At 70.2% G+C, this 26552-nt stretch carries 28 protein-coding genes; 14 read left to right on the forward strand and 14 right to left on the reverse strand.

The window, feature by feature from the left end:
* Window positions 1–181 precede the first annotated feature (181 nt).
* Window positions 182–550, reverse strand: a complete 369-nt coding sequence (locus tag NB3_RS32170) for a nuclear transport factor 2 family protein (RefSeq protein ID WP_067810777.1) — start codon at window positions 548–550, stop codon at window positions 182–184.
* 141 nt (window positions 551–691) lie between these two features.
* Entirely contained in the window at window positions 692–1621 is a 930-nt protein-coding gene (locus tag NB3_RS32175; protein WP_067810780.1) for a CorA family divalent cation transporter, read from the reverse strand.
* 1278 nt (window positions 1622–2899) lie between these two features.
* On the opposite strand from NB3_RS32175, the gene NB3_RS32180 reads away from it, so the two are divergent.
* The 4 genes from NB3_RS32180 (at window position 2900) to NB3_RS32195 (ending at window position 7598) form a co-directional block, all read left to right on the forward strand.
* Window positions 2900–4204, forward strand: coding sequence for a hypothetical protein (locus NB3_RS32180; RefSeq protein ID WP_067810782.1), 1305 nt, complete (start codon window positions 2900–2902; stop codon window positions 4202–4204).
* A gap of 48 nt (window positions 4205–4252) precedes the next feature.
* The gene (locus NB3_RS32185) at window positions 4253–4702 is read left to right on the forward strand and encodes a helix-turn-helix transcriptional regulator (protein WP_067810783.1); all 450 of its coding nucleotides are present in this window, start codon (window positions 4253–4255) and stop codon (window positions 4700–4702) included.
* A 5-nt stretch (window positions 4703–4707) separates the two neighbouring features.
* Window positions 4708–5118, forward strand: a complete 411-nt coding sequence (locus tag NB3_RS32190; protein WP_067810784.1) for a VOC family protein — start codon at window positions 4708–4710, stop codon at window positions 5116–5118.
* Between the two features lie 86 nt (window positions 5119–5204).
* The gene (locus tag NB3_RS32195; RefSeq protein WP_067810787.1) at window positions 5205–7598 is read left to right on the forward strand and encodes an ATP-binding cassette domain-containing protein; all 2394 of its coding nucleotides are present in this window, start codon (window positions 5205–5207) and stop codon (window positions 7596–7598) included.
* Between the two features lie 31 nt (window positions 7599–7629).
* On the opposite strand, the gene NB3_RS32200 is transcribed toward NB3_RS32195, so the two are convergent.
* On the reverse strand, window positions 7630–7953 hold the full coding sequence (locus tag NB3_RS32200) for a hypothetical protein (RefSeq protein ID WP_067810790.1): 324 nt from the start codon (window positions 7951–7953) through the stop codon (window positions 7630–7632).
* Window positions 7954–8081: 128 nt separating this feature from the next.
* On the opposite strand from NB3_RS32200, the gene NB3_RS32205 reads away from it, so the two are divergent.
* Window positions 8082–8645, forward strand: a complete 564-nt coding sequence (locus NB3_RS32205) for a quinone oxidoreductase family protein (protein ID WP_169810776.1) — start codon at window positions 8082–8084, stop codon at window positions 8643–8645.
* A gap of 53 nt (window positions 8646–8698) precedes the next feature.
* On the opposite strand, the gene NB3_RS32210 is transcribed toward NB3_RS32205, so the two are convergent.
* Genes NB3_RS32210 through NB3_RS32220 form a run of 3 tightly spaced genes read right to left on the reverse strand, consistent with a single transcriptional unit; the run spans window position 8699 to window position 9948 of the window.
* Window positions 8699–9142, reverse strand: a complete 444-nt coding sequence (locus NB3_RS32210) for an SRPBCC family protein (protein WP_067810797.1) — start codon at window positions 9140–9142, stop codon at window positions 8699–8701.
* A gap of 12 nt (window positions 9143–9154) precedes the next feature.
* On the reverse strand, window positions 9155–9496 hold the full coding sequence (locus NB3_RS32215; RefSeq protein WP_067810800.1) for an ArsR/SmtB family transcription factor: 342 nt from the start codon (window positions 9494–9496) through the stop codon (window positions 9155–9157).
* Window positions 9493–9948: an SRPBCC family protein gene (locus tag NB3_RS32220; RefSeq protein WP_244892167.1), complete on the reverse strand. Its 456-nt coding sequence runs from the start codon at window positions 9946–9948 to the stop codon at window positions 9493–9495. The genes NB3_RS32215 and NB3_RS32220 overlap by 4 nt, the downstream gene beginning before the upstream one ends.
* 162 nt (window positions 9949–10110) lie before the next feature.
* Between NB3_RS32220 and NB3_RS32225 the strand changes: the two genes are divergently transcribed.
* The 3 genes from NB3_RS32225 (at window position 10111) to NB3_RS32235 (ending at window position 13582) form a co-directional block, all read left to right on the forward strand.
* Window positions 10111–10980, forward strand: a complete 870-nt coding sequence (locus tag NB3_RS32225) for an oxygenase MpaB family protein (RefSeq protein WP_067810803.1) — start codon at window positions 10111–10113, stop codon at window positions 10978–10980.
* A 4-nt stretch (window positions 10981–10984) separates the two neighbouring features.
* Entirely contained in the window at window positions 10985–11605 is a 621-nt protein-coding gene (locus tag NB3_RS32230) for a TetR/AcrR family transcriptional regulator (RefSeq protein ID WP_084823853.1), read from the forward strand.
* 384 nt (window positions 11606–11989) lie between these two features.
* Complete coding sequence (locus tag NB3_RS32235) at window positions 11990–13582, forward strand: bifunctional phosphatase PAP2/diacylglycerol kinase family protein (RefSeq protein WP_244892168.1); 1593 nt, start codon at window positions 11990–11992, stop codon at window positions 13580–13582.
* A gap of 9 nt (window positions 13583–13591) precedes the next feature.
* Here NB3_RS32235 and NB3_RS32240 read toward each other — a convergent pair whose 3' ends face one another.
* Window positions 13592–14158 (reverse strand): hypothetical protein, encoded by a 567-nt coding sequence (locus NB3_RS32240; protein WP_067810809.1) that lies wholly within the window; start codon window positions 14156–14158, stop codon window positions 13592–13594.
* A gap of 125 nt (window positions 14159–14283) precedes the next feature.
* Here NB3_RS32240 and NB3_RS32245 point away from each other — a divergent pair, with 125 nt between their 5' ends.
* Window positions 14284–14826, forward strand: a complete 543-nt coding sequence (locus NB3_RS32245; protein WP_067810812.1) for a YaeQ family protein — start codon at window positions 14284–14286, stop codon at window positions 14824–14826.
* Between the two features lie 35 nt (window positions 14827–14861).
* On the opposite strand, the gene NB3_RS32250 is transcribed toward NB3_RS32245, so the two are convergent.
* The 7 genes from NB3_RS32250 to NB3_RS32280 all read right to left on the reverse strand — a co-directional run bounded on the left by NB3_RS32250 (window position 14862) and on the right by NB3_RS32280 (window position 20304).
* Window positions 14862–15287 (reverse strand): hypothetical protein, encoded by a 426-nt coding sequence (locus NB3_RS32250; protein WP_067810814.1) that lies wholly within the window; start codon window positions 15285–15287, stop codon window positions 14862–14864.
* Between the two features lie 156 nt (window positions 15288–15443).
* Complete coding sequence (locus NB3_RS32255; RefSeq protein WP_067810817.1) at window positions 15444–17165, reverse strand: urease subunit alpha; 1722 nt, start codon at window positions 17163–17165, stop codon at window positions 15444–15446.
* Window positions 17158–17514 (reverse strand): urease subunit beta, encoded by a 357-nt coding sequence (locus NB3_RS32260; protein ID WP_067810820.1) that lies wholly within the window; start codon window positions 17512–17514, stop codon window positions 17158–17160. The genes NB3_RS32255 and NB3_RS32260 overlap by 8 nt, the downstream gene beginning before the upstream one ends.
* Window positions 17515–17564: 50 nt before the next feature.
* Window positions 17565–17867 (reverse strand): urease subunit gamma, encoded by a 303-nt coding sequence (locus tag NB3_RS32265; protein ID WP_067810824.1) that lies wholly within the window; start codon window positions 17865–17867, stop codon window positions 17565–17567.
* Between the two features lie 76 nt (window positions 17868–17943).
* Window positions 17944–18333: a PaaI family thioesterase gene (locus NB3_RS32270; RefSeq protein WP_067810845.1), complete on the reverse strand. Its 390-nt coding sequence runs from the start codon at window positions 18331–18333 to the stop codon at window positions 17944–17946.
* 99 nt (window positions 18334–18432) lie between these two features.
* The gene (locus NB3_RS32275) at window positions 18433–19191 is read right to left on the reverse strand and encodes a carbonic anhydrase (RefSeq protein ID WP_244892169.1); all 759 of its coding nucleotides are present in this window, start codon (window positions 19189–19191) and stop codon (window positions 18433–18435) included.
* A gap of 405 nt (window positions 19192–19596) precedes the next feature.
* Window positions 19597–20304, reverse strand: a complete 708-nt coding sequence (locus NB3_RS32280; protein WP_067810828.1) for a hypothetical protein — start codon at window positions 20302–20304, stop codon at window positions 19597–19599.
* Window positions 20305–20436: 132 nt separating this feature from the next.
* Between NB3_RS32280 and NB3_RS36920 the strand changes: the two genes are divergently transcribed.
* From NB3_RS36920 to NB3_RS32305, 5 genes are all read left to right on the forward strand, one after another.
* Window positions 20437–22569, forward strand: coding sequence for an iron chelate uptake ABC transporter family permease subunit (locus NB3_RS36920; RefSeq protein ID WP_443093680.1), 2133 nt, complete (start codon window positions 20437–20439; stop codon window positions 22567–22569).
* Window positions 22566–23465, forward strand: coding sequence for an ABC transporter ATP-binding protein (locus NB3_RS32290; protein ID WP_067810831.1), 900 nt, complete (start codon window positions 22566–22568; stop codon window positions 23463–23465). The genes NB3_RS36920 and NB3_RS32290 overlap by 4 nt, the downstream gene beginning before the upstream one ends.
* A 71-nt stretch (window positions 23466–23536) precedes the next feature.
* Complete coding sequence (locus NB3_RS32295; protein ID WP_039797864.1) at window positions 23537–23929, forward strand: BlaI/MecI/CopY family transcriptional regulator; 393 nt, start codon at window positions 23537–23539, stop codon at window positions 23927–23929.
* A 43-nt stretch (window positions 23930–23972) separates the two neighbouring features.
* Window positions 23973–24911 (forward strand): M56 family metallopeptidase, encoded by a 939-nt coding sequence (locus tag NB3_RS32300; protein WP_067810834.1) that lies wholly within the window; start codon window positions 23973–23975, stop codon window positions 24909–24911.
* A gap of 255 nt (window positions 24912–25166) precedes the next feature.
* Window positions 25167–26552: DEAD/DEAH box helicase (locus NB3_RS32305; protein WP_371855954.1), on the forward strand; the 1386-nt coding region annotated here is incomplete at its 3' end.

Here is a 26552-nt window from a genome sequence, read left to right on the forward strand (position 1 = left end):
GAATTGCGCTCCTGGGTCCAGGATGCCCCCGGGCGACGGACGACGCACCGTGTTCGCCACAGGCGCAACCCGACCGCGGGCGAGCCGGGCGTGTCGCCGGGAGGCGGATCGCCGGCCGAGCTTCCGCGCCACGAGCCCCACGGACTCGAAGGGATCCGCCGCCCGGCGCCGGTCCGCGCGCCTACGCCGTCGGCACCCGGTCGAGAAAGCCGTGCACGCTCGTGATCCGGCCATCGGCTCCGAGGGTGATCACGTCCGAGCCCGCGACGGGGGCGCTGCCGTCGGCCGTTGACACCAGTTCCCAGGAGAAGCGGGCGATGTCGTGATGGCCGTCGACCGGGCCGAGACGGCGGAACTCGAAGCCGGGGAACTGCGCTTGCACGCCTCCGATGGCCGCCGTCAGCTGGGCGTGCCCGCTCACCTCCGCGAGGGGATCGGTGTAGCTTCCCTCCTCGGCCCAGGCGGCCGCGACAGCCGCGGTCCTGGCGTCGTCGTCGGTGGCATTCCACGCGGCGAAGTACCGATCGACCGCTTCCTCGTAGCGCGTCATGATGAATCCTCCTGTGCGGTAAAGGTTTTGGCTCGCCGTACCGGTGTTCCGATCGGCTGTCTCCAACCTTGCCGCGCCGCGAGCGCAGAGTCGATTACGCGCGAGGTAATGATCGAGGGACATCGGCGCTCGCCGTGTGACTCAGCGCAGCAGGCCCTTTCGCTTCAGGTAGGCCAGCGGAAGCAGCGCGGCCACCAGGGTCAGCAGTGTGGTGAGCAGAAGCCCGGTCTGCCAGGACGACTCGGCGATCAGGTCGACGCCATAGCAGGTGGCGATCAGCGCGGGCGGCAGGAAGACCGCGGCGACGGCGAACCTCTTGACGATCTCGTTGTGTTGGGCGTCCAGCCAGGCCAGCGCGGATTGCTGCTGGTAGCGAGCCTTGTCGTACTCGATGCTCGCGTGCCGACCCACCCCGTCGATGTCCGCGAGCAGAACGCTGATGGCATCGTCCAGCTCGGCGCCGCCGGACGGACCTTCCACCCGCAGGTGGCGCGCGGCGCGTGCCAGTTGCAGCTGCGTCTGCCGAGCGCGGGCGATGATTCGTTCGGTCGCGTTCATCCGCGCCAGCGTGCCCCGCACGTCGGTGATCGCGAGATCGCGCCGGTCGTGGCCGGAGATCGCCCGCTCGATCTCCGCGTGCGTCGCCTCCAGCGCGGCGCCCGCATGGTGGAGCACCCGTTCCGACGCCTCGTTCAGCGCCCACAGCAGCGCGTACATCACGCCGTGCGCGGAGCCTGCGAGTTCCGGGTTGCGGCGCATCTTCGCGACCGCCTTGTCGAACGGCACGAAATGCTCCGCCGGTTGCAGCGTCACGAGGAACTCCCCGCCGAGGGCGAACACGATCGTCGCCCGTTCGATCGTCTCACCGCGCTGGTAGTCGGCGACCACCGGGAGATAGAGGAAGGTGCCGGTCTCCCACACCTGGTCGCGGGCGGCGGTGAAGTCGATGCCGAGCCGTTCCCGGAGCACTGCCGCCGTGTCGGCGTCGTCGGCGGCGAGTGGAATCCAATGCTGCTGAAGCACTTCGGTGTCGAAGTGATCGGCGGTCACGGCGCTGAGGAAGGTCGTCATCGCCTACCGCTGCCCGGAGGAGGATCGCATCGACGAGGAGCCGGTCGGCTCGCGTTCCGGCCCCGGTGGGTGAGGCGATGTTCCGGCTTTCTCGGGCAATGTGGCCATAGCGGGGGCTCCAATACTTACTGTCGTGCGGGGCTGGCGCACCCCTCCGGGACAGAGGACGCGCGCACAGGGGGCGAGCAGCGTCGAAACCATCGTCGCGCCGCGGCAAAGGACTGTCGGGCGGACCCGGACCGCCGTCCGTACGCGTCGTGGCACACCGGGGTGGCGTTCGTGCCGCATCGGCCGACCGGGGCGCCGTTGCCCGCTCGCCGATCACGGACACGGATCAACGACGCGGCGGCGCAACCCGTTTCTCGAGGGCGGCGCGGTTGCCGATGTCGATACTGTCATCCGGCATCTGCCGCTCACCTCGCTTCGTCGATCGACCGGCGCACGAATTGCGCCATCCATCATTAGAAACCCGCCGATCGGGATACGTCAATCGATGGCTCAAGTGTTCGACAGCGCGCCATCCGGTGGCAATCTCGCGGCACGGAACGGCCGGATGACAGCGCGGGACAGCGATTTTCGGAACCGAGGCCGCACCGGCGGTCACACGGTCGCACAGCCTGCGCCCGACTCGGACGTTCACTCCGCCACGTCCACCCCATCGCGGCGACATCCGCCGGACAGCTTCGGGACGCGATCGGATTCCCCGCACAGCCGCCTCGGCGTGATCATGATCCGAGTGTCGCGGCGATCGCACGAACCGGCGTCCCGCCGAACCGTCCGACGGCTCAGTAGCAGGCCATCGATACCGCCATCCGATCAGCGGTGCCAACCCTGACGACGAAGCAGGCCGAGTGGCGGCGCGGACAGGGCCGCCACTCGCCGGGCGCTCAGTGACTCCGGTCGGCGCGGCCTCGGACTGACCGCCACCAGGGCCGCCCGCTCGTTGCCGACGTGGTCGCCCGTCCAACTCAAGCGGAGGCGATCGGTCCGGTTCGCCGCACCGGATACCCCGGCCGCCGCTCTCGCACAGCTCGGGGCGGGATTCTTATTCGCGCAGGTAACGAACCGATGGGTACCCTTCGCACCGCACCGGCGGACCGCGCGCACCGAACCCGCCAGTAGGGTTGACCACGACGTTGCCAGGCCGGATGCTCTTGGTTGGCCGAACAGCTCGAAGCCCGATATTCGAACGATCTCCATCGTCGTAGCGCCGAGTTGTGGCGGCGACGACGCCGGTGCGGACCCGCCCCGGTGTCCGGTACTCGAGGGGAGATTCGCGTGACCCACCGCCTGACCGATATCGATTGCGTGAGCGCCCGTGGGCACTCCGCGCTGGGGGGAACCCTGGCGATACAGGCGGTCTGGCGTTACGACCGTCCGGTGGATCTCGCGGCGCTGGAGCATTTCCACGAGGCATTGCGGCACGGCAGGCTGGGCAGAGCGGTCGCGCCGGCGATGATCCCCGCCGCCGGGGACCGGTGGACGACGCGAGTCGACTTCAGCCCGCTCGAGGTCGCGGACGAGCCGATCGCCGCGGGCGATCTGGAGACCTGGATCGCCGAACAGGGGAACGCCGAGCTGCGCACCTTCGGCGGCCCCGCGTGGCGTTTGGCCGCGACCCACCTCGACAATGGGGAAAGCGCGGTGTCGCTGCTGGTTTCACACACCCTCGCGGACGGCCACGCGTTCTGCGCGGCGGTGACCGACGCCGTCGCGGACAAGCGGCTCGACCTGGCCTACCGCACCGACGAGTTCGGCCGGATGCGCCTGCTCGCCGCCGACGTTCGCGATGCTGCGCGACGAGCCCGTTCGCTGCCCGCGGCAGCCGGTCTGGCGCTGCGGTTGGCCGTCGGTGGGCGCGGCGGGGCCGTGTCCACCGACGAGGAGGCGCGGGACTTCCGGCTTCCCACCGTCACCGCGACGGTCCCGGCACAGCTCTGGCATGCGGCGGCACGAGCCAGAGGCGGCACCGGCACCACCTTGGCGGTGGCGATGATGACCGCCATCGCCACGCGACTCGGCCGCACCGACGAGGCGGGCCGGGTTCGCATGATGATGCCGGTCAGCACCCGCACCGGCGACGACCTGCGGGCGAACGCTCTGACCTCGATCGCCTTCGAAGTGGACGTGCGCGACGGCGAACCGGCCGACCTCGCCGCGCTGCGCGCGGTCATGAAGGAGAAGCTCACCGAGGCCGCGGCCGGCGGACCGGACGTGCCGCCGCTGGTCCCGATCGCGGTGGCGCTGCCGCGCGGACGCTACGCCCGCCTGGCGCGGGAGGCCGCCACCGACCCCATCTCCACGGTGTGTTCCAGCCTCGGCAAGCTCGATCCCGACATTCTCCGCATCGACGGGCGCCCGGCCTCGGCGATGATGCTCGGCTTGGTCAATCAGAGCCTGAACTCGCGCAGCGTCGTGACCGAACGCGGCGGCAACCTGTACGTCGCGCTGATCGAGGCCGGGGAGCAGATCACGCTGCGCGTCATGGGTTACCACCCGCCCGAGTTGCTCGACGCCGAGCAGCTCACCGAACTGGTGCGGGCCGCGCTCGCCGAGTACGAGCTCGCGGCGACCTTCTGGTAGCACCCCGATGCGGCCCGCTTGTCACCGCCATGTGGCACGATCGCGTAAGTGACCAGCAGACCCGCCGCCACGCAGCACCTGCGGGACCTCGCGCGGCTGCGCCGCGTCCGCGACCGCATCGATCGGGAGTACGCGCGGCCGCTGGACGTGGAGGCGCTCGCGCGCGACGCGCACATGTCGGCCGGGCACCTCAGTCGCCAGTTCCGGCTCGCCTACGGCGAGTCGCCGTACTCCTACCTGATGACCCGCCGCATCGAACGCGCGATGTCGCTGCTGCGCCGGGGCGACCTCAGCGTCACCGAGGTGTGCTTCGCGGTCGGCTGCTCGTCGCTGGGCACCTTCAGCACCCGCTTCACCGAGCTGGTCGGCGTGCCGCCGAGCGTCTACCGGCGCGAGGCGGCGCGCGCCACGGCGGGGATGCCGTCGTGCGTGGCGAAACAGGTGACCAGACCGATCAGGAATCGAGAAGCGCCGGTTATCGAGCCGCAATTAGCCTGACTGCCATGGACATCACCATTCACGCGAGCTTCCTGCCGCACGACGACGCGGAGGCGGCCCTCGCCTTCTACCGCGACATTCTGGGCTTCGAGGTCCGCAACGACGTCGGATACGAAGGAATGCGGTGGCTCACCGTGGGCCCCGTCGGTCAGCCCGAGACGTCCATCGTCCTGCATCCGCCGGGCGCCGATCCCGGCATCACGGACGACGAGCGTCGCACCATCACCGAGATGATGGCCAAGGGCACTTACGGTGGCATCCTGCTGGCTACCAAGGATCTGGACGGCGCCTTCGAACGGCTGGCGGCGAGTGACGCCGAGATCGTCCAGGAGCCGACCGAGCAGCCGTACGGCGTGCGCGACTGCGCCGTCCGCGATCCGGCCGGCAACCTGATCCGCATCCAGCAACTGCGCTGACCCGCCCGAAGCGAACGGGTCGAATCCAGCCCGGCGACGCCGAGGGAGACCGCCGAGGCGGCCCCGCCAGAACAGATGGAGACACGATGAGCACGGCCACGACGACGGACACGCGGGCGCGAGCGCCGCACGCCGCGGACAGCCACGACCTGATCCGCGTGCACGGCGCGCGCGAGAACAACCTCAAGGATGTCAGCATCGAGATCCCGAAGCGACGGCTGACGGTGTTCACCGGCGTCTCCGGCTCGGGCAAGAGCTCGCTGGTGTTCAGCACGATCGCCGCGGAGTCGCAGCGGCTGATCAACGAAACCTACAGCGCGTTCGTCCAGGGCTTCATGCCGACGCTGGCGCGGCCCGATGTCGATGTGCTCGACGGGCTGACCACCGCGATCATCGTCGATCAGCAACGCATGGGTTCGGATCCGCGGTCCACGGTCGGCACCGCGACCGACGCCAACGCCATGCTGCGCATCCTGTTCAGCAGGCTGGGAAAGCCGCACATCGGCTCGCCGCAGGCGTTCTCCTTCAACGTCGCCTCGATCAGCGGCGCCGGCGCGGTCACCACCGAGCGCGCCGGAAGGACCGTGAAGGAGCGTCGCAGCTTCAGTGTCACCGGCGGGATGTGCCCGCGCTGCGAGGGCAGGGGTTCGGTGTCCGACATCGACCTCACCCAGCTCTACGACGATTCCAAGTCGCTCGCCGAAGGCGCGTTCACCATCCCGGGCTGGAAGTCCGACAGCTTCTGGACCGTGCGCGTGTACGCGGAGTCGGGGTTCGTCGACCCGAACAAGCCGATCCGCAAGTACACCAAGAAGGAGATGCAGGACTTCCTCTACAAAGAGCCCACCAAGGTGAAGGTCGAGGGCGTCAACCTCACCTACGAAGGCTTGATCCCCAAGATCCAGAAGTCCTTCCTGTCCAAGGACCGGGAGGCGATGCAGCCGCACATCCGCGCGTTCGTGGACCGGGCGGTCACCTTCGCCACCTGTCCCGCGTGCGACGGCACCCGGCTCACCGAGGCCGCTCGATCGTCGAAGATCGACGGGATCAGCATCGCCGACGCCTGCGCGATGCAGATCAGCGACTTGGCCGAATGGGTCGGCGGGCTGAACGAGCCGTCGGTGGCGCCGCTGCTGACCGCGCTGCGCCACACTCTCGACTCGTTCGTGGAGATCGGGCTGGGCTACCTCTCGCTGGACCGGCCGTCGGGCACGCTGTCGGGTGGTGAGGCCCAGCGCACCAAGATGATTCGTCACCTCGGCTCCTCGCTCACCGATGTCACCTACGTCTTCGACGAGCCGACCATCGGCCTGCACCCCCATGACATCCAGCGGATGAACGAACTGCTGCTGCGCCTGCGGGACAAGGGCAACACCGTGCTCGTCGTGGAGCACAAACCGGAGGCGATCGTGATCGCCGACCATGTCGTCGACCTCGGTCCGGGGGCGGGCGCGGCGGGCGGCACCGTCTGCTTCGAGGGCAGCGTCGAGGGGCTGCGGGCCAGCGGCACCGTCACCGGCCGCCATTTCGACGACCGCGCCACGCTCAAGGCCACCGTGCGCGAAGCGAAGGGCAGGCTGGAGATCCGCGGCGCGAACGCGAACAACCTGCGCGACGTCGACGTGGACATTCCGCTGGGGGTGCTCGTCGCCATCACCGGCGTGGCCGGCTCGGGCAAGAGCTCGCTGGTGCACGGGTCGATCCCCGCGAGCGAAGGAGTGGTGGCGGTGGACCAGACGCCCATCCGCGGCTCGCGGCGCAGCAATCCGGCGACCTACACCGGGCTGCTTGAGCCGATCCGCAAGGCGTTCGCGAAGGCCAACGGCGTGAAGCCGGCGCTGTTCAGCGCGAATTCCGAAGGCGCGTGCCCCACCTGCAACGGCGCGGGCGTCGTCTACACCGACTTGGGCATGATGGCGGGCGTCGCCACCACCTGCGAGGAGTGCGAGGGCAAGCGGTATCAAGCGTCGGTGCTGGAATACCATCTCGGCGGCCGCGACATCAGCGAAGTGCTCGCGATGTCGGTGCTCGAGGCCGAGGAGTTCTTCGGCACCGAAGCGGCGCGCACCCCGGCAGCGCACGCCATCCTGCGCAGGCTCGCCGACGTCGGTCTGGGCTACCTCAGTCTCGGCCAGCCGCTCACCACGCTGTCCGGCGGCGAGCGGCAGCGGCTCAAGCTGGCCACGCACATGGCCGACAAGGGTGGGGTCTACGTCCTCGACGAGCCGACCACCGGCCTGCATCTCGCCGATGTCGAGCAGTTGCTCGGCCTGCTCGACCGGCTCGTCGACTCCGGCAAGTCCGTCATCGTCATCGAGCACCACCAAGCGGTCATGGCGCATGCGGACTGGATCATCGACCTGGGTCCAGGGGCCGGGCACGACGGCGGCCGGGTCGTCTTCGAGGGCACTCCCGCCGACCTCGTCGCCGCTCGCTCCACCCTCACCGGCGAACATCTCGCGGCCTACGTCGGCGCCTGACCGGGCGCACGGGAGCGGGTAACGGCCGACGCTACCCGAGTATGCGTGCGGTCAACGCGAGGACACCCTCGCGGTGACGGTGCGGGGAGGTCATGTCGGTGATCTCCGGACGCATGGCGGCGAAGATCGCCATGGCGAGGAATTCCGCGTCGGAATCCGGAACGACCTGGGCGATCAACTCCGCCAGCAGCGCCCGCCACGGCGCCCAGGTCTCCGACCGGCAGCCGTCGGGCATGGCGCGCGTCAACGGTTGCAACTCGACCACGGTGAGGTCGAACACGGTAGCGACGAACGCCGATATCCGCTCGCGCACAGGCACATCCGGGTCCGCGGCGAGTTCGCGGACGTCCGCCAACGCCCGGCCGGTCCGGTCGTCGAACAGCGCGCGAATCAGCCCATCGCGGTCGGTGAATCTGCGGAACAGCGTGCCCTTGCCGGCCAGAGCATCAGGCGCTCGCGCTGCTCGGGCAAGGCGCGACCGCCGTGGGAGTGTTCGAAACCGCCGAGATCGGCCCCGAGGACACGGTGCTGGTGGAGGCGGCGGGCGGAGGCATCGGAACCCTGCTGGTCCAATTGGCCAAGCGAGCCGGAGCCAGGGTCGTCGCCGGTGCGAGCGGGGCCGCGAAGCGGCGGCTGGCCGCCGATCTCGGCGCCGATGCCACGGTGGACTACACGCGGCCGGGCTGGACCGAGGAGGCCGGTCCGGTGTCGGTGGTGCTCGAGACCGTCGGCGGCCGGACGGCTCGCGAAGCCTACGGCCTGCTCACGAAACCCGGTGCGCGCATGGTCGTCTTCGGCTCGGCCAGCGGTGTTCCGGTCGAGATCGGCTCGCAGCAACTGCTACCGGTCGGCGCATCGCTGATTCCGTTCAGCCTCGGCTATCGCCCGCAGCGGTGGCCGGAGCTGGCTCGCCGCGCCGAGGAGCTGACCGTGCGCGGTGAGATCACCCCGGTCATCGGCACGGTGCTCCCCCTGGCCGAAGCGGCGGCCGCGCACCGAGCGTTCGAGAACCGCACGGCGATCGGGAAGACCATCCTCACCGTCTGATCACGTGTTCCTCCGGCCGCGCGTCCGAGAACGAGCGGCCGGAGGGCAGCGGGTCAATTCCAGCTGTCGATCTTGACGTCGTCGGGATCCGGCGCGCCTTCACCGGTTTCGATCAGCGACTTCAGGCTCAGCAGGAAGACCGCCCATTTGGTGCTGCAGTGGTGCATGAAGTCCACCGGTTCCCGCCAGCCTCGGTGCGCGAAGAGGACGGAGGTGTAGTCGCCCTCCTGACCGAGGCTCCAGTCCACCTGGGTGCCGATCCATTCCTCGGGTCCGCCGACCACCTCCCACAGCACGCGCTTCGCCGGGTCGAGCTCGCGCACCCGCATGTCGAATCCACCCGCCGCGAAGCGGAATTCGAGCAGGCCGCCGATATCGCCGCCGTCTCCCTTCGTATCGGTCGTCCACCACCCCGACAGTCCCTCGGTGGTGGTCAAGGCGGCGTAGACCTCGTCCACCGGCGCCTCGATGCCGACTTTGTGCAGGATGTCCACCATGTTCGATTCCTTTCACTGCTGGTCTTGTTTGCGCTGAATCGCCTCCGCGATGCGCTTGATCCGCCGGAGCCTGGCGTCCCACGCCGCCCCCACCGAGGACAGCTGGGCCACCGCGCGAGCGAGTTGGGCCTCGTCCACCCGGTACCGCCGCTCGCGCCCTGCGGGCGTCGCGTGCACCAAGCCGACCCGGTCGAGCACGCCGAGATGTTTCGCGACCGCCTGCCGGGTCACCGGCAGCCGCTCGCTGAGGCTGGTCGCCGTGCCATCCCCCTCCGCGAGGAGCAGGTCGAGCATCCGCCTGCGCGTCGGATCCCCGATGGCGGACCACAGGTCGTCGTCGACGGCGGCGGTCACGGCGTCGACACCAGCCGCGCGATGTACTCCCCGAGCCGGGGCACGAAGGTGTCCCACCCGGTGGTGTGGTCGCGGTAGAGCTCCTCGAGCTTCGCGGCTTCCCAGCCCATCTCCCGGAAACCGGTCTCGGTGAGCCGAATCCTGGTACCCGCACCGGACGGGATGAGCTCGAACGTCACCAGCAGCGAACCGGCCGGATCGTCGACCACTCCACCCGGATGGCACCAGCGGAACGAGAACAGCCGGGGCGGCTCGGCGCGTTCCACTTTGATCGGCGCGACCTCGGCCCGGTCACCCCAGACGAGTTCGCCGACGGCGCCGGGAGCCGCGGTGAAGTCGGCGTCGTCGCTCCACCACTGCGAGATGTGCTCCGGGCTGCTGACGACCTCGAAGACCACCTCGGGCGAGGCGTCGACGTGTATCTCCCGTTCGATGCTGCCGTACTCCATCATCGCGACCTCCAATGTGCAACGTTTGGTTGCACATGACGCTAGCCGACGGTCGGTCCTCACGCAACCATTGGTTGCGTTCGGCTCCACTCGATCACCCGCCTTGTGTGCGACATATGCGACATTTATAGTCATTTCGTCGCACCATGAGAGAAGGGGTCGAGGATGACCGCACACCCGGAGGCCGTGCCGGACCGTGCCACACTGGAAGACCCGCAGCTCGGGCCCGGCACGCTGCTCTGGCGCTACCTCGGTGACCTGCGACTGTTCCTGGTCGCCGCGCCGTACGGCATGTTGGAGCTGATGCATCCCGCGGTGGGGGCGGGCGTCACCGAGCACTCCGATTTCTTCGGCGATCCCTGGGACCGGGTACTGCGCTCGATACCCGAGATCATCGGCACCGTCTACGACCCCGTCGAACGCGGCACCGGCGCACGGGTCAGGGACTACCACCGCGAGATCCGGGGCACCGACGCACACGGGGACCGCTACCACGCTCTCAATCCCGAGACCTACTACTGGACCCACGCCACGATGGTGCAGGCGGTCATCGATATCGCCGACGTGTTCGGCGACGGACTGACCGGCGCCGAACGCGAGCAGCTGTACCAGCAGAGCAAGACCTGGTTCCGGCGATACGGCGTCAGCGACCGGCCGATGCCCGCCGATTACGCCGCTTTCCAGCGGTATTTCGACAACGTCTGCCGTGACGTGCTGGAAGCCACGGAATCGGCGCGCTGGCTGACCGATCGACTGCGGTTCACCAGCGACATGCGGCTGCCGTATCTGCCGCGACCGGTCGAGCGGCTGCTACGGCCCGTGCTCATATCCGAATACCGGGTGCTCACCGCCGCCCTGCTGCCCGAGCCGGCCCGCGACAAACTCGGCCTGCGCTACAACCGGGCCGATCAGGCGCACTTCCGCGCCGTCGCGACGCTGATCCGCAACGCATGGCCGCTGATCCCGGAACCGCTGCGCTACCACCCCCGGGCGCGCGCGGGCATGCGCCACGCCCGCGCGGTCGGGCAGTATTAGCTCCATGCGCAGTGCCCGGCAGACGACCGCCGCCTTCGATGTCGACCGGCTCGCCGCAGGCATCGAAGGCGACCCGCAGGCCAACCGGATCATCGACGCGGCTCTGGCGGAGTTCCGCGACCACGGCATCGACCGGGTCCGCATGGAGCACATCGCCCGCCGCGCAGGCCTGCACCGCGCCACCGTCTACCGGGCGTTCCCGAACAAGGACCTCCTGGTCACCACCGCGCTGACCGTGTGGTTGCGGCGGGTGCTCTCCGGCATCACCACGGCCGTCGCCGACCACACCGACGTCCGCGACCGGGCCGCGGAGGGCTTCGCGATCGCCCTGCGCACGCTGCGCACGGATCCACTCACCACCCGCATCCTGCTCGCCGACGAAGGCGGCCAGCCCTTCGTCATCACCTACGGCGCGACGCTCCTCGCCGCCGCGCGCGCGTTCTTCGCCGAACAACTCCGCCGCGCCGACGACATCGGCGACATCGATCCCGACGCGTCCGCCGAAATCGCCGCCCGCCTCTCCCTCACCCTCCTGCTCATCCCGGACAGCTACTTCTCGCTCGACACCGACGAGGACGCCCGCGCCTTCGCCCGGCACCACCTCATTCCCACCGCCATTCGCTAGCGGCGACCGGGCCGTACCGCCGTCGTCCGTCGAAATGTCCGCGGCGACCGAACATTTCGTGATCGCTACGACCGCGGGGTTCGCCGACCTGGCATGTGATCACCGGTATTCGCTGTCACCGCACGACCATCTCCCAGCGTGAAGATGGTCACGCCGGGTCCGGCGCGGGGACAACCGTTCGCGTCGCCCGCCTGCCGACCACTTCGCTCGCCCATTCCCGGCAAGTGGAATCCGGATCACGAGAGCGCCGTTAGGACCCGGGATTTCGGGGCAAGTCTCCCCCTTGTGACCGTCCTGCCGCGCCAGAGCCTTGCCGTCCCCGCCGAAACGCGCCGCGCCTTCGTGTTTCGAGACGTCGGGGTGGTGATCGGTAATGTCGGACGGGTGAGTAGCTGGGTGCGCCGGAAGTTCCACGGCATCGGACGAATCGATCGAGCGATCGGCGGCGCGGTCGCCGAACTGCCCGCCTCGGCGATCGATCACGGTTTGCTGCGGCTCACCAGCAGCGCCAATTTCAGTGGATTGTGGCTGTTTCTGGCGACGCTGCTGGCCACCCGGCAAGGCGCGCCGCGGCGGGCCGCGCTACGCGGAGTCGTCTCCGTCGGCGGAGCCAGTCTCGTCGTGAACGTCGGCCTCAAGTCGCTGATCGCGCGGCGCAGGCCCGCCGCCGAACTTCTGCCGGTGCACCGGCGACTCGTCCCGGCCCCCAGGTCCTCCTCGTTCCCCTCCGGCCACAGCGCCTGCGCCGCGGCATTCGCCACCGCGGTCGCTCTCGAAAGCCCGCGTACCGCGCTGGTTGTCGCCCCATTGGCCGCCACCGTCGCCTACTCGCGGGTGCACACCGGCGTGCACTGGAGTTCCGACGTGCTCGTCGGGGCGGCCGTCGGCTCGGGTGTCGCCCTGGCCACCCGTCGCTGGTGGCCGGTGCGCGAATCCGACGAGGCGCAGGCCCGCCCGGTCCGCGAGGTGCCGGTGCTGGTGGAGGGCAAAGGCCTCGTCGTCATGGTGAATCCGATGTCCGGCGACCCGAACTACGATCCCACCGACGACGTCGTCGCCGCCCTGCCCGCCGCCACCGTGCTGCGCACGCAACCCGACCTGGACTGCGCCGAGCAGCTCGAGCAGGCCATCGCCGAGCACGGTGAACCGGTGCTGGCGGTCGGCGTCGCCGGTGGTGACGGCACGGTGGCCGCGGTGGCCGCGGTCGCGTTGCGCCACGAACTGCCGCTGGTCGTGATCCCCACCGGCACGCTCAACCACTTCGCCCGCGATCTGGGCGTCTACGACCTGCGCGAGGTGATCGATGCCACCGGCGCGGGCGAGGCGGTGGCGGTGGACATCGCCGCCGTCGAATGCGAGGACGACACCGGCTCCCGCACCAGGCACCTGATCAACACCGCCAGCCTTGGCGCCTACCCGGACCTGGTACAGCGGCGCGAGAAGTGGCAGTCGCGCTGGGGCAAGTGGCCCGCCTTCGCCGCCGCGCTCGTGGTCACCCTGCGCCGCGCCGAGCCGATCGAGATCTGCCTGGACGGGCAGTGGCGGCGCGTGTGGTTCCTGTTCGTCGGCAACGGTCCCTACCACCCGCACGGCGCGGTGCCCGCCTTCCGCGACCGGCTCGACGCCGGGCTGCTCGACATCCGCTGGTTGCGCGCCGACCTGCGCTGGTCGCGCACCCGCGCCGTGCTGGCGCTGCTGCTGGCGGCGATCGGCCACAGCAAGGTCTACGGCGAACGCCAGTTGCCGGAACTCCTGGTGCAGGTACCCACGCCGCAAGCGCTCGCGACCGACGGTGAGGTGGTCGGCACGGCCACCCGCCTGCGCTTCGCCATCGCCGGACAGCTCGCGGCCTACCGCCGCGACGAATCCAATCCGCTCTGGGCCGACCGCAGCCGTCCGCACCACCGCCGGGCGCCCTGGCTGCGGGATGTCTTCCGAACCGGGCGGCCGTTCCAGCGGCGCGCGGGCGAGGACTGAGCGAACGCGTTACTTCATCGAGCGAAGCAACCCGAGTTCCGGCTCCAGCGCGCCGTCCTGACCCAGCGCCAGGAAGTCCGCCTCGACCGCACCGCGCTCCAGTGCCCCGGCCCGCACCGCGTGGTAACGCACGAGCGACCAGAGGAAGACATCCAGGTCGTCGAAGCGGGTGCCGCCCTCGACCACTTCCTCCTCGTGGAACCAGATCGCGATCTGCCCGTTGGTGAGCACCACGTACAGGTTGCCGCCACCGTCCGCGCCGATCGAGTAGACGTCGTCGTCGGCGAGTTCGGTCTCGTAGTCGGAATCCGTTATCCCGCAGTCGTTTCCGGCGAAGTCGAAACCATAGGACCAGTCGTGGACATCCAGGAACTGCGGCATGCGCCCTGACCGCACCCTGCGGTCGAAAGCGGCCAGCGCCGCCGCGGACGCGGGCGCCAGGCGCTGGAGAAAGGGCGCCACCGGCCGGGTCTCCTCCGGCACGACGACCGGCGGGCGATCGGCGAACCATCTCGCCAGATCGGCGTCCAGGTCGCGCTCGACGTATCCGGCCAGGTCCTCACGTGTCAGTGTCACCGGCGAATCCTATGGCTCGGCACCGACATCCGTTGGATGCGGAGTTGCGGGCGCCGGACCGATCCGGCGCCCGAAGGAAGCTCGCCCCCGGCCGACGGCTCCGGCGGCATTAAGCTCCTGCAGCTATGGCACTCAGCGCGACACTGCACACCTTCGCCGTCCAGTTGGCCGATGTCGATCGGGGCGTCTACCAGGAGCTGGAGTTGCGGGTGGCGCGGCATCCGTCCGAATCCGCGGAGTTCATGCTGACCCGGGTGCTCGCCTACTGCCTCGAATACGAGGAGGGCATCGCCTTCAGCGACGGTGGCGTCTCCGCGACCGACGAGCCCGCCGTGCTGGTGCGCGACCTCACCGGACGCCTGACGGCCTGGATCGAGATCGGCGCACCCGACGCGGAGCGGGTGCACCGAGGCAGCAAACTCGCCGACCGCGTCGCCGTCTACACCCACCGCGACCCGGTCAAGGTACTGGCGCAACTCACCGGCAAGCGTGTTCACCGCGCCGAAGCGATACCGCTCTACAGCTTCGATCGCGCATTCATCGATGCCGCCGTCGCGGCGACCGAACGCCGCAACACCGTGACCGTATCCGTCACCGAGCGTCAGCTGTATCTGGATCTCAACGGCGTCGCGTTGAGCGCACCGATCCACGAGCACCGGCTCACGTAGGTTTCGATCCGTTCACGGGGAACGGAATCGACCGATCACCGGATCCGGCTTTCGCACTCTTCGAAGTCGGCTCCCGTCGCGAAACAGTCGGACAGCCCGCTTTGCACGTCGCCACTGGTAGGCGGCTCTCCGCACAGGAGGCCGCAGCGCTGATAGTTCGGGACGGCGCTGCCGTCGGGCCGGTGGCAGGTGTCGCTGTCGCAGGTGTAGTCGCGGGTATGGGGATCGCGAGGGATCGGGTCCCGGCTATAGGACCACACGAACGTGTCGGTGTTCTGCACCTGCGTGCAATAGGCCTTCCGGCCGTCGGCGAAGTGACCCACCGCCCCGTGCTCCTGGCAGTAGTCGTTCAAAGTGACGGTCGAACTCGCCGCCGCGCTGCCGGACGACAGCGGTGTGGCAGCCGATGCCGCGAACATCGCCGCCGCAAGCGTCCCCGCCCCCACCAACCCCACCACCACTCGGCGCCCAACCCCACGCTCGCCCGCTCGAGGCATCCTGCCCTCCCTTCCTCCAAGTCCAGCGGACTATACGCCCCGCCCCGGTTCCCCACGAGTGGCACACCATCGAGACTTCTTCTCGCGATTCCCCGCGGCCATGGGCCACCCGCGGGGGTGTCAGAAGAGGAAGTAGCGCTGGGCCATGGGGAGGGAGGGGGCGGGGTCTTCGTGCCAGACCTCGCCGTCGATGCGGACGGTGAAGGTGTCGGGGTCGACCTCGATGCGGGGCATGGCGTCGTTGTGCGGCAGGTCCGTCTTCCGCACGCCACGGACGTCGCGGACCGGCACGAGTCTGCGCCGGACCCGCAACCGGTCGGCGAGGCCGTCCTCGATCGCCTGCTCGGACACGAAATGCAGTGAGGTCGCGGCGGCGGCCGCCGGGGCGGCGCCGAACATGGGGCGCGGCAGCACGGGCTGCGGCGTGGGAATGGAGGCGTTGGCGTCGCCCATCGCGGCCCAGGCGATCGCGCCGCCCTTGAGCACGGCGTGCGGGCGGACGCCGAAGAACGCGGGCTCCCACAGCACCAGATCGGCGAGCTTGCCCACCTCGACCGACCCGATCTCGTGGTCGAGGCCGTGCGCGACGGCCGGGCAGATGGTGTACTTCGCGATGTAGCGCTGAACGCGGGCGTTGTCGGCGGCGCCGTCACCCGGCAGCGCGCCACGGCGGCGCTTCATCACGTGCGCGGTCTGCCAGGTGCGCAGCACGACCTCCCCGATGCGGCCCATGGCCTGCGAGTCGCTGCCGATCATCGAGATGGCGCCGAGATCGTGCAGCAGGTCCTCGGCCGCGATGGTGGAGGGGCGGATCCGGCTCTCGGCGAAGGCCAGATCCTCCGGGATCGACGCGCTCAGGTGGTGGCACACCATGAGCATGTCCAGGTGCTCGTCGAGGGTGTTGATCGTGTGCGGGCGGGTCGGGTTGGTGGAACTGGGCAGCACGTTGGGATGGGCGGCGACGGTGATGATGTCGGGCGCGTGCCCGCCGCCCGCACCCTCGGTGTGATAGGCGTGGATGCCGCGGCCCGCGATCGCCGCGAGGGTGTCCTCGACGAAACCCGCCTCGTTCAACGTGTCCGAGTGCAGCGCCACCTGCACCCCCGCCGCGTCGGCCACGGTGAGGCAGGCATCGATCGCGGCGGGCGTCGAGCCCCAGTCCTCGTGCAGCTTGAAACCCGCTGCCCCGGCCCGCAATTGCTCCCACATGGCCTCTGCGCTGACGGTGTTGCCCTTGCCGAGCAGCACGATGTTCACCGGCCAGCCGTCGGTGGCCTCCAGCATGCGCGCCAGATGCCACGCGCCGGGCGTCACGGTGGTCGCCTTGCTGCCTTCGGCCGGTCCGGTGCCCCCGCCGATGAGCGTGGTGATGCCGCCGCCGAGCGCCTCCTCCAGCAGCTGCGGGCAGATGAAATGCACGTGACAGTCGATCGCGCCCGCGGTGAGGATGCGGCCGTTGCCGGAGATGACCTCGGTGGACGGCCCGACGACCAGGTCGGGATGCACCCCGGTCATGATCTCGGGGTTGCCCGCCTTGCCGATCGCGCTGATCCGTCCGTCCCTGATACCGACGTCCGCCTTGACGATTCCCCAGTGATCGATGATCACCACGCCCGTGATCACGGTGTCGGGAGCGCCCTCGGCGCGCGTCGCGCGGGATTGGCCCATGGATTCGCGCAGGACCTTGCCGCCGCCGAACACGGCCTCCTCGCCCGCGCGTCCCGGTCCCCCGCTGCGGTCCTCGGTGATCTCGATCAGCAGATCGGTGTCGGCCAACCGGATCCGATCGCCCGTCGTCGGCCCGAACAGTTCGGCGTACCGCGCCCGGCTCAGCTCACTCATCGCGTCCTACCTCCGAGCCCTCCGCATCGATTCCGCGCTGGTCGTCGAGTCGGCCCGGTGGTGTCCGGCTGATCCCGTGCACCTCACGCGCGCCGCCCAGGGGCACCAGCCACACCCGTTGCCCGAGGCCGGGTTCGAAGCGCACCGCGGTACCGGCCGGGATGTCGAGGCGGTGGCCGTGCGCGGCCGCTCGGTCGAACTCGAGTGCCGCGTTCGCCTGCGGGAAGTGCACATGGCTGCCGACCTGCACCGGCCGGTCGCCGGTGTTGAGCACGTCGAGTTCCAGGCGCACGGCGCCCGCGTTCAGTTCGATGGCGCCCTCGGCGCAGAAGTATTCGCCGGGGATCACACCGGGCCTCTGTCGGTCTCAGGGGCGCTGGCGCACCGCATCCGGCCCGCCTAACCGATCGGGTGATGCACGGTGACGAGCTTGGTGCCGTCCGGGAAGGTCGCTTCGACCTGGACCTCGGGGATCATCTCGGGCACACCTTCCATCACGTCGGCGCGGGTGAGGACCGTCCGCCCGGAGGACATCAGCTCCGCGACGGTGCGGCCGTCGCGCGCGCCTTCCAGCACGTGGTCGGTGATCAGCGCGACCGCCTCGGGATGGTTCAACTCGAGTCCACGCGCCCGCCTGCGCCTGGCCAGCTCGGCGGCATAGCTGAGCAGCAGGCGCTCCTGCTCGTGCGGTGACAGTCGCATCCGGGCTCCTCACCGGTTCACCGTGACGGGTGAGGCACATTCTGGCACGCCCGTTCCGCCGCCGCCGGTCGAGCGGTCAGGACCGATGCGGCAGATTCTGCAATCGCACCTGTCCGCGGGCGACGGTGCGGCCCTGCTCGTCGGTGATGACGACCTGCCACAGCTGCTGCAGCCTGCCCCGGTGCAGCGGCGTCGCCTCCCCCGTCAGGGTGCCTTCGCGCACCGCCCGCAGGAAATCGGTGTTGTTGTTGACCCCGACGACCGTGCCTTGCTCGCCGAACCAGATGCCGCCCGCGATGCTGGCGAGCGTCTCGATGACGGTGCAGTACACGCCGCCGTTCTGGATGCCGGCGGGCTGGTAGAGGTGCGGTTTCACGACCCATTCGCCGCGCACGCGCTCGGGGCTCAACTCGGTGTAACGCAGGCCGATCAGGTCGGCGAAGGTGCCTTCGCTGTAGGAGTTCATCTGCTCGGGCGTGACATCCGCCAGCGAGCCGAACCGACGGGTTTCCTGCTGTGTCATGTACTCACTGTCGCACAGCGCCCGGCCCAGGCCGGCGCGGCCTCACCCGCCCGCCAGCGTGACCGTCCGGCCGTTCAGCGGCTGGGTCGGCCGGTTGCTGTGCGCGAACAACGTCCGGTACCGGTCGGCGTCGGCCGGGGCCACCGCGACGGGACTGCCCAGCACCGTCCACGAAACGCCCTCGCTGCACGGCGGGGTCGTCAGCGAACCCTGATAGCGGTATTGGTCGGTCGCGCCGGGCAGCATCGCGCGCAGGTCGATCGGGCCCGGCACGACGGTCTCGGCGTCGACAGCCCGCGGCGCGACCGAGAGGATAGGCGCGAAGGCCGACGGTTCCGGCGCGGCTCGCAGCAGCACACCGAGCACGGCCACCGCGCCCGCCGCGCTCTTGTGCACGAAGTGCGCTTCCATCGTCGTGCCGACGCCGTCCACGGTGTGCTCGCTGGGCAGGTGGAAGTGGAATTGCACGAGATCGTACGGAACACCGTCGACGACGATGCGATTTCCGTTGTCCGCCGGGAGATTCGCCTGCACCGTGTGCCCGTTGTTCCGCAGCGTCACCGCGGGCGCCGCGTGATAGTCGATGGTGATGTGCTCGGAGGGCTCGAGTTTCGCGTGACCCGGCAGGTCGACGGGCGACTGCTGGTGGCAGCTCTTGCAGGTCAGATAGTCACGATCCAAGTCGGCCCAGTGGTCGGGGCCCTCGGCGTCGTAATCCCAGTGCGGCGCGGGCGTGCTGTGCGCCCGCTGCTCACCGGATCCGCAAGCGGGCACGGCGAGTACCGCGACAGCGGTGAGCACGGCAGCGATCGAACGGAGGGGAGACGGTCTGGCGGTGGACAAACTGACAACCTCGAATTCCGTGGAGCCATCCCGAAGCCGGTCCGGAACGGGCGGACATCGGCGAGGCTCGGAGACGGCGCGCGACGATGAGCACGACACGACATCGGGCAAATCCCCCGGTGCGGCGGTGGCCGGTCGAGGACGGCCGGACGACGAATACCCTTGCTGTGCAGGGAGTTCGCGATCGTGTCCGCGTCAGCGTAGATCCGGGACCGGACGGCGCGCCAGAGCCGGCGACGCAGTTCACAGACAGAGCGGCGGGCCCCACCGGAAGTGGAGCCCGCCGCGGCAAGGGATCGGGGGTCACCGCAGCCCTCGGGACGCTCACGCGATCCGTACGCCGGAATGGAGTATAGGTCAGGCTTACCTAACCAAGCAAGAACCCGACCGCCGCACGGGAAGCCCGCGCTCGGCCATCGCCGCCAGCAGGGCCTGGCCGCGACGCGCACCGCTGACGGAATCGGTCCCCGCCAGATCCGGCACATAAGTCGAAGCGCCCGCGACGGATTCACCGACCAGGGACCAGAACCGCCGGGCGCTCAAACCGGAGCAGCGCGTCAGGTTCCGCTGGACGACGGTCAGCGCGGACTCGCAGCGATGCGCGAGCCAGACGTACATCGCCTCCGGGCACGGCAACGCGACCACACCCGGCCCGCCCGCCAGTGGATCGCCGTCTACCACGCGAATCGTGGTGTCGGACAAGCCCGCCCAGTCGATCCCGCCGTCGTTGTCGGTATGGATCCAGAGATTCTCCAATCCCGGATCCCACGCCCGCCCCTCCGCGACGAGCAGCGCGACCACCCGGCCTGCGATCGCGTGGATCAGCGCGGTCGCAACGACTTCCGCCGCGATGTCGGCGCTGATCATCTCCGCGGCATGCCGCCGGTACATGAGTTCGACGCGACCCTCGCGCACTCCGTCCGCCAGTTGCCACCAGCGGCGTTTGCCCTGCTCGGCGATCGCGGCGACGGCATAGACCCGCGGATGCTCCGGTTGCAGCGCGCGCAGCCGGGCACAGGCGCGTCCGAACTCCGTCGTCGAGCGATGTGGCGTGGTGATGAGCTCGGTCATCGAACCTCCTCGGGGTCGGCTCCGTCGCGCGGCGCGGCGGACCTTCGGCCGTGCCCGTCCGTACAGCGAAAGATAGGTTAGGCTTACCAGACCTAGCAACCATATCGTTGATTTCAGGAGCAGCTCGTCGCCGTGACCTCTCTTGCCACCGTGAGGCGGCGACGTCTTTCCGGACTCCTCGTCTCGACCGTCCTGCTGCTGCTCGCCGTGCTCGCCGGTGTCGCGGTGGGCGCTCGCTCGCTCGCGCCGGGGACGGTGTACGACGCCGTGCACCATGCGCTCACCTGCCCCGGCGGACCGTTCACCTGCGCGGCCGGTTCCACCGAGGAAGAGATCGTGCGCGGACTGCGCCTGCCGCGCACCGCGTTGGCGCTGGTCTGCGGCGCGGCGCTGGGAATCGCGGGCGCGCTCGTGCAGTGCTACACCCGCAATCCGCTCGCCGACGCCGGGCTGCTCGGACTGAACGCGGGCGCGGCGTTCCTCGCCGCGCTGAGCGTGTACCTGTTCGCCTTCAGCGCGCCGGAGCAATACATCTGGTTCGCGCTCACCGGAGCGCTGATCGCCGGGATAGCCGTGTTCGCGACCTCTTCCGTCGGCGGTGGCAAGGCCGGCCCGCTCACCCTCGTGCTCGCGGGCGCGGCGGTCACCGCCTTCCTGCAGGCCATGACGAACGCCGTCGTGCTGTTCGACGCCGCCGCGCTGGACACCTATCGGTTCTGGGTGATCGGCACCGTCGCCGGCCGTGACGCCGCGGTGTTCTGGCAGGTGCTGCCGTTCCTGGCCGCGGGGATGCTGCTGGCGGTGCTGGCGGCGCCGGGACTGAATCTGATCGGCCTCGGCGACGACGTCGCGCGGGGGCTCGGCGTGCATGTCGGCCGCAGTCGCGCGCTCGGACTCGCGGCCGTCGTGCTGCTGGCGGGCGGCGACGGCGGCGGCCGGGCCGATCGCCTTCCTCGGCCTGGTCGTTCCGCATCTCGCGCGGACGATCACCGGACCGGATCATCGGTGGCTGATTCCCTATTCCGGGCTCTTCGGCGCGTTGCTGCTGCTGATCGCCGATGTGGCAGGCCGAGTGGTGGCTCGCCCCGGCGAGCTGGAGGTCGGCGTGGTGGTCGCCGTGCTCGGCGTGCCGTTCTTCCTCGCGTTCGTGCGCAGGCGAAAGCTGGTGAACCTGTGACGATCTCGCTACGCACCAGGAGTGCGCGACCCGCGCTGCGCGTCGGTCCGGTGTCGACGGTGCTGCGACCGCGGATGATCCTGATCGTCGCCGCTGCGATCGCGCTGGCGCTCGCACTGTTCTGCCTCGACATCGCGGTGGGCGAGTCCCACTTGCCGCTCGGGCGCGTACTGGACGTCCTGACCGGCGGCGGCACCAGGGCGCAGCGCTTCATCGTGCTGGAATCCCGGCTGCCGCGCGCGCTGACCGCGCTAGTGGTCGGCCTCGCGCTCGGGCTGGCGGGCGCGATCACCCAGTCCATCCTGCACAACCCGCTGGCCGCGCCGGACATGCTCGGCATCACCTCGGGGGCGAGCCTCGGCGCGGTCGCCGTGCTGGTCGGTACCGGCGGCGCGAGCACCGGGCTGGCCGCCTCGGTCGGCGCCCCGGTGGCGGCACTGGCGGGCGGCCTGCTCACCGCGGTCGCGATCTATCTGCTCGCCTGGGGACGCACCGCCACCGGCGCGTACGGCGCCACCGGGCTGCGGCTGGTGCTGATCGGCGTCGGGGTGAACGCCCTGCTGACCGCGGGCATCAGCTGGCTGCTCACCCGCGCCAGCCTGGCCGATGCCCAGCGAGTGCAGTTGTGGCTCAACGGATCGCTCAACGCCGCCGACACCGCGCACCTGACGCCCGCGGCGATCGCCGCCGGGATCGCCGCGCTCGTCGCGCTCGCCGCCGCCCGCACGCTCGCCGCGCTGCGCCTCGGCTCCGACACCACGCGCGCGCTCGGCGTGCGCGTCCAGACCCAGCAGGCCATCCTGATCGGAGCGGCCGTGGTAGCCGCGTCGGTGGCCACCGCCGCCGTCGGGCCGGTCGGATTCGTCGCCCTCGCCGCGCCGCAGATCGCCCGCCGCCTGCTGCGCACGCCGGGCGAGCCGCTGGTCGGCTCCGCGGTGACCGGGGCCATCCTGGTGGTCGGCGCGGATGTCGCGTCCCGCACGGTGTTCCCGGTCGACCTGCCCCTCGGCGTCGTCACCGCGGCGCTCGGCGGGCCGTTCCTGCTGTACCTGCTCGTGCGTATGAACCGGAAGGCGACGCTGTCATGACGATCGCAGACCTCACCCCCGCCCAGGCCACGCAGCGGGCGAGCGCTCCCGGTCACCGGCTCGGCGCGGAGGATGTCACCCTCGGCTACGGCGACCGGGTGATCGTCGACGGGCTGAGCTTGACCATCGCTCCCGGTGTGATCACCACGGTCATCGGCCCCAACGGTTGCGGGAAGTCCACCCTGCTGCGCTCGCTCGGCCGCCTGCTGCGTCCCAGGGAAGGCCGGGTGATGTTGGACGGCAAGGCCATTTCGACGATGAAGACCAAGGACGTCGCCCGCATCGTCGGCATGCTGCCGCAGTCGCCGGTCGCCCCGGAAGGGCTCACCGTCGCCGATCTGGTCGCCCGCGGACGTCATCCGCACCAGTCCTGGTTCCGGCAGTGGTCGGGCGCCGACGAATCCGAGGTGACGACCGCGCTGGAGCGCACCGGGATCGCCGACCTCGCCGACCGCCCGCTCGACGAGCTGTCCGGCGGCCAGCGTCAGCGCGCCTGGATCTCGATGGCACTGGCCCAGGGCACCGACATTCTGCTGCTCGACGAGCCGACCACCTACCTCGACCTGGCGCACTCCGTCGAGGTGCTCGACCTGGTCGACCGATTGCACGCCGATCTCGGGCGCACCGTCGTCATGGTGCTGCACGATCTCAATCTCGCGATCCGCTACAGCGACCAGCTTGTCGTCATGCACGCCGGGCGCGTCGTCGCCGCCGGCGCGCCCGGCGAGGTGGTGTCGGTCGAGCTGCTGCGCGAAGTGTTCGACCTGGACGCCAGGGTGCTCGAGGACCCGGTGTCGGGGCGGCCGATGATCGTGCCGATCGGGGCGCGACACGTGCGCGGAAAAGTGGGCGGACCGGCTGCCACAGCGCCCGAGACCGCGCCGTATGAGAAATGACACACCAGCTACTCCATAGTTACGACACCCTGTAGTACGCGTCCTCGTCGTTGAGTCCCTAAAATTAGGGAATGGCAGGTCTTGGTGAACTCGAGAAAGCGGTCATGGACCAGTTGTGGTCGGCCGACGAACCACAAACTGTCCGGCAGGTGCACGAGGCGCTCGCCGCACGCCGTGAGCTCGCGTACACCACGGTGATGACCGTGCTGCAACGCCTCGCGAAGAAGAACCTCGTGGTGCAGCGGCGCGACGATCGCGCGCACCGTTACGCGCCGGTGCACACGCGCGACGAACTCGTGGCGAGTTTGATGGTCGACGCGCTGCAACAGGCCGACGCGGCGGGCAGCCGGGCCGCGGCACTGGTGCACTTCGTCGAACAGGTCGGAAAGGACGAGGCTGCCGCTCTCCGCGAAGCACTCGCTAAGCTCGAAGCAACCGAGGACTCGGCGCCGCCGCCGCAGTAGACTCCTCGGGCGCCCTGGCCCCACAACGCAGTGAGCTGAGTCGATGAACGCAACCGCGCCGGTATTCGCCGGACTGGCATTGCTTCTCGCGGGGCCTGCCCCGGCCTTGCTCAGCCGGGCGACCTGGACCTACCGGACGCCCCGCGCAGCGCTGGTGCTCTGGCAGGCCATCGCGCTCGCCGCCGTGCTCAGTGCGTTCGGCTCCGGGCTGGCGATCGCCGCCGAACTGCTCGTTCCCGGCCCCGACGGCCGCCCCACCACCGCGCCGACCAGGGAGATCGACGCGCTGGGGTTGCCGTTGTGGCTGGCGTACGTGTTCGTCTTCGCGCTCACGCTGCTGATCGGCGCCCGGTTGATCTACGCGATCATCCGGGTCGGCGTGCACACCCGCAGGCGGCGGGCACGGCACCGCATGCTGGTCGACCTGCTCGACCAGAGCGGTCCGCACCGGCGCGCGGCCGACATCAGGGTGCTGGCCGCCACCGAGCCCATCGCCTACTGCCTGCCCGGCCTGCGCCAGCGCGTCGTGCTCAGCGAGGGCACCCTGACCAGTCTGGCCGACGCCGAGGTCACCGCCATCGTCAGCCACGAGCGTTCACATCTGCGGGCCAGGCACGATCTGGTGCTCGAGGCGTTCACGGCCGTGCACGAGGCGTTCCCGAGGGTGGTGCGCAGCAAGGCCGCGCTCGGCTCGGTGAAACTGCTCATCGAACTGCTCGCCGACGACTCCGCGGTCAAGGTCACCGGCCCGAAACCGCTGGCCCGCGCTCTGGTCGCCTGCGCGAAGTCCACCGCGCCGCAAGGCGCCCTCGCCGCGGGCGGTCCCACCACACTCATCCGCATCCAACGGCTCAGCGGCCGGATCGGCGACCTCCGCATCGCCACGGCCGCCTATCTCGGCTCGGCCGCCATCCTGGTGGTGCCGACGCAGGCGGTGGCCGTACCCTGGCTCGTGGAACTGAGCCGGCTGTTCCACGGCTGACTTCCCGGCACGTATCCTGGACCTTCGGCCCGCCTCCGGTCGGCCGCATCCTTCTCGCTCCACCCGGCGCGCGTCATCGCCCGCGCCACCGCGCGGTGAAACCGCATCGCGCGCCGCTCTCCATCCCACCGAACAGCGCGTTCCGCGTGGAACGCGCCGTGCGACGAAAGGCACATCCTCCTCGTGACCCCCTCGACCACCGTCGCCGCGGCGGCCCCCGCAACTTTCGCGGAGCTGGGCCTGCCCGCCGTGCTCGTGCAGGCACTGCGACGCGACGGCATCGAGATGCCGTTTCCCATCCAGGCCGCGACGACGCCCGACGTCCTCGCGGGCAAGGACGTGCTCGGCCGCGGGCCGACCGGCTCCGGCAAGACCTTGGCCTTCGGCCTCCCGATGCTCACCCGGCTGGCGGGCGGGGCGGCCAAGCCGGGCCGCCCGCGCGGCCTGGTCCTGGTGCCGACCCGCGAGCTGGCCGCGCAGATCGAGCGGGCGCTGGACGAACCGGCGCTCGCGCTCGGCCTGCGCGTGGCCTCGGTGGTGGGCGGCGCGCCGATCAAACGCCAAGCCGACCGGCTCGCCCGCGGCGTGGACCTGCTGATCGCGACGCCGGGACGGCTCGCCGACCTGCTCGCACAGGGTTCGGCCGATTTGTCCGACGTGACGATCACCGCGCTCGACGAGGCCGACCACATGGCCGACATGGGGTTCCTGCCGCAGGTGACCAAGCTGCTCGACCGCACCCCGCGCGACGGTCAGCGCCTGCTGTTCTCGGCCACGCTGGACGGCGAGGTCGACAAGCTGGTCAAGCGTTACCTGCGCTCGCCCGTCACGCATTCCACCGCACCGCCGTCGGCCTCGGTCGCCACCATGTCGCATCACCTGCTCTACGTCGGCGACAAGGTGACCAAGCGCGCGGTCGCCACCGAGATCGCCGCCCGCGACGGGCTGACCATCATGTTCGTCCGCACCAAGCACGGCGCCGACCGGCTCGCCAAACAGCTGCGGGGGGCGGGCATCCCGACGGGCGCGCTGCACGGCGGCAAGGCGCAGAACAACCGCACCCGTACGCTCGCCGCGTTCGCCGACGGCTCGGTGCCGGTGCTGGTCACCACCGATGTCGCCGCGCGCGGCATCCATGTCGACGGCATCTCCCTGGTCGTGCACGTGGACCCGCCGCCGGAGCCGAAGGCCTATCTGCACCGGGCCGGGCGCACCGCCCGCGCGGGTGAGGACGGCGTGGTCGTCACGCTGGTGATGGACGAAGAACGCCGCGAGGTGGAGGCGATGGCGCGCAAGGCGGGCGTGGAGGTCGACGGGGTCACCGTCCGTCCCGGCGACCGCGCGCTGGTGGAGATCACCGGCGCCCGCCGCCCGTCCGGTGTCCCTGTGGCCACGGCTTCCGCCACGCCCGTGACCACCCAGGCGCCGCAACCCGCGCGGCGCCGATCGGATCGGCGGGCGGAGTCGGCTCCGGCCGGTGGCCGCGGCGCCGGGAAGCAGGCCTCCGGCTCGGGATCGAGCCGCAGTGGCGAATCGGTCACCACGTCGGGACGGCGTCGCGGCCACGCGAAGGTCAGCGGGAAACCCGCCGGGCACGGTGCGGCCAAGGCCGAGGGCGCGTCGGTCCGCCGGTCCGGCGCG

It is taken from the genome of Nocardia beijingensis NBRC 16342, assembly GCF_001612785.1.
Lineage (GTDB): Bacteria > Actinomycetota > Actinomycetes > Mycobacteriales > Mycobacteriaceae > Nocardia > Nocardia beijingensis.

Coding starts and splice junctions, on each gene's coding strand:
- NB3_RS32295 (WP_039797864.1), top strand. CDS start 23,537: ATGGCAGGTCTTGGTGAACTCGAGAAAGCGGTCATGGACCAGTTGTGG.
- NB3_RS32170 (WP_067810777.1), bottom strand. CDS start 550: ATGACGCGCTACGAGGAAGCGGTCGATCGGTACTTCGCCGCGTGGAAT.
- NB3_RS32190 (WP_067810784.1), top strand. CDS start 4,708: ATGGACATCACCATTCACGCGAGCTTCCTGCCGCACGACGACGCGGAG.
- NB3_RS32255 (WP_067810817.1), bottom strand. CDS start 17,165: ATGAGTGAGCTGAGCCGGGCGCGGTACGCCGAACTGTTCGGGCCGACG.
- NB3_RS32220 (WP_244892167.1), bottom strand. CDS start 9,948: ATGATGGAGTACGGCAGCATCGAACGGGAGATACACGTCGACGCCTCG.
- NB3_RS32300 (WP_067810834.1), top strand. CDS start 23,973: ATGAACGCAACCGCGCCGGTATTCGCCGGACTGGCATTGCTTCTCGCG.
- NB3_RS32270 (WP_067810845.1), bottom strand. CDS start 18,333: ATGAACTCCTACAGCGAAGGCACCTTCGCCGACCTGATCGGCCTGCGT.
- NB3_RS32195 (WP_067810787.1), top strand. CDS start 5,205: ATGAGCACGGCCACGACGACGGACACGCGGGCGCGAGCGCCGCACGCC.
- NB3_RS32210 (WP_067810797.1), bottom strand. CDS start 9,142: ATGGTGGACATCCTGCACAAAGTCGGCATCGAGGCGCCGGTGGACGAG.
- NB3_RS32280 (WP_067810828.1), bottom strand. CDS start 20,304: ATGACCGAGCTCATCACCACGCCACATCGCTCGACGACGGAGTTCGGA.
- NB3_RS32245 (WP_067810812.1), top strand. CDS start 14,284: ATGGCACTCAGCGCGACACTGCACACCTTCGCCGTCCAGTTGGCCGAT.
- NB3_RS32290 (WP_067810831.1), top strand. CDS start 22,566: ATGACGATCGCAGACCTCACCCCCGCCCAGGCCACGCAGCGGGCGAGC.
- NB3_RS32265 (WP_067810824.1), bottom strand. CDS start 17,867: ATGCGACTGTCACCGCACGAGCAGGAGCGCCTGCTGCTCAGCTATGCC.
- NB3_RS32225 (WP_067810803.1), top strand. CDS start 10,111: ATGACCGCACACCCGGAGGCCGTGCCGGACCGTGCCACACTGGAAGAC.
- NB3_RS32230 (WP_084823853.1), top strand. CDS start 10,985: ATGCGCAGTGCCCGGCAGACGACCGCCGCCTTCGATGTCGACCGGCTC.
- NB3_RS32175 (WP_067810780.1), bottom strand. CDS start 1,621: ATGACGACCTTCCTCAGCGCCGTGACCGCCGATCACTTCGACACCGAA.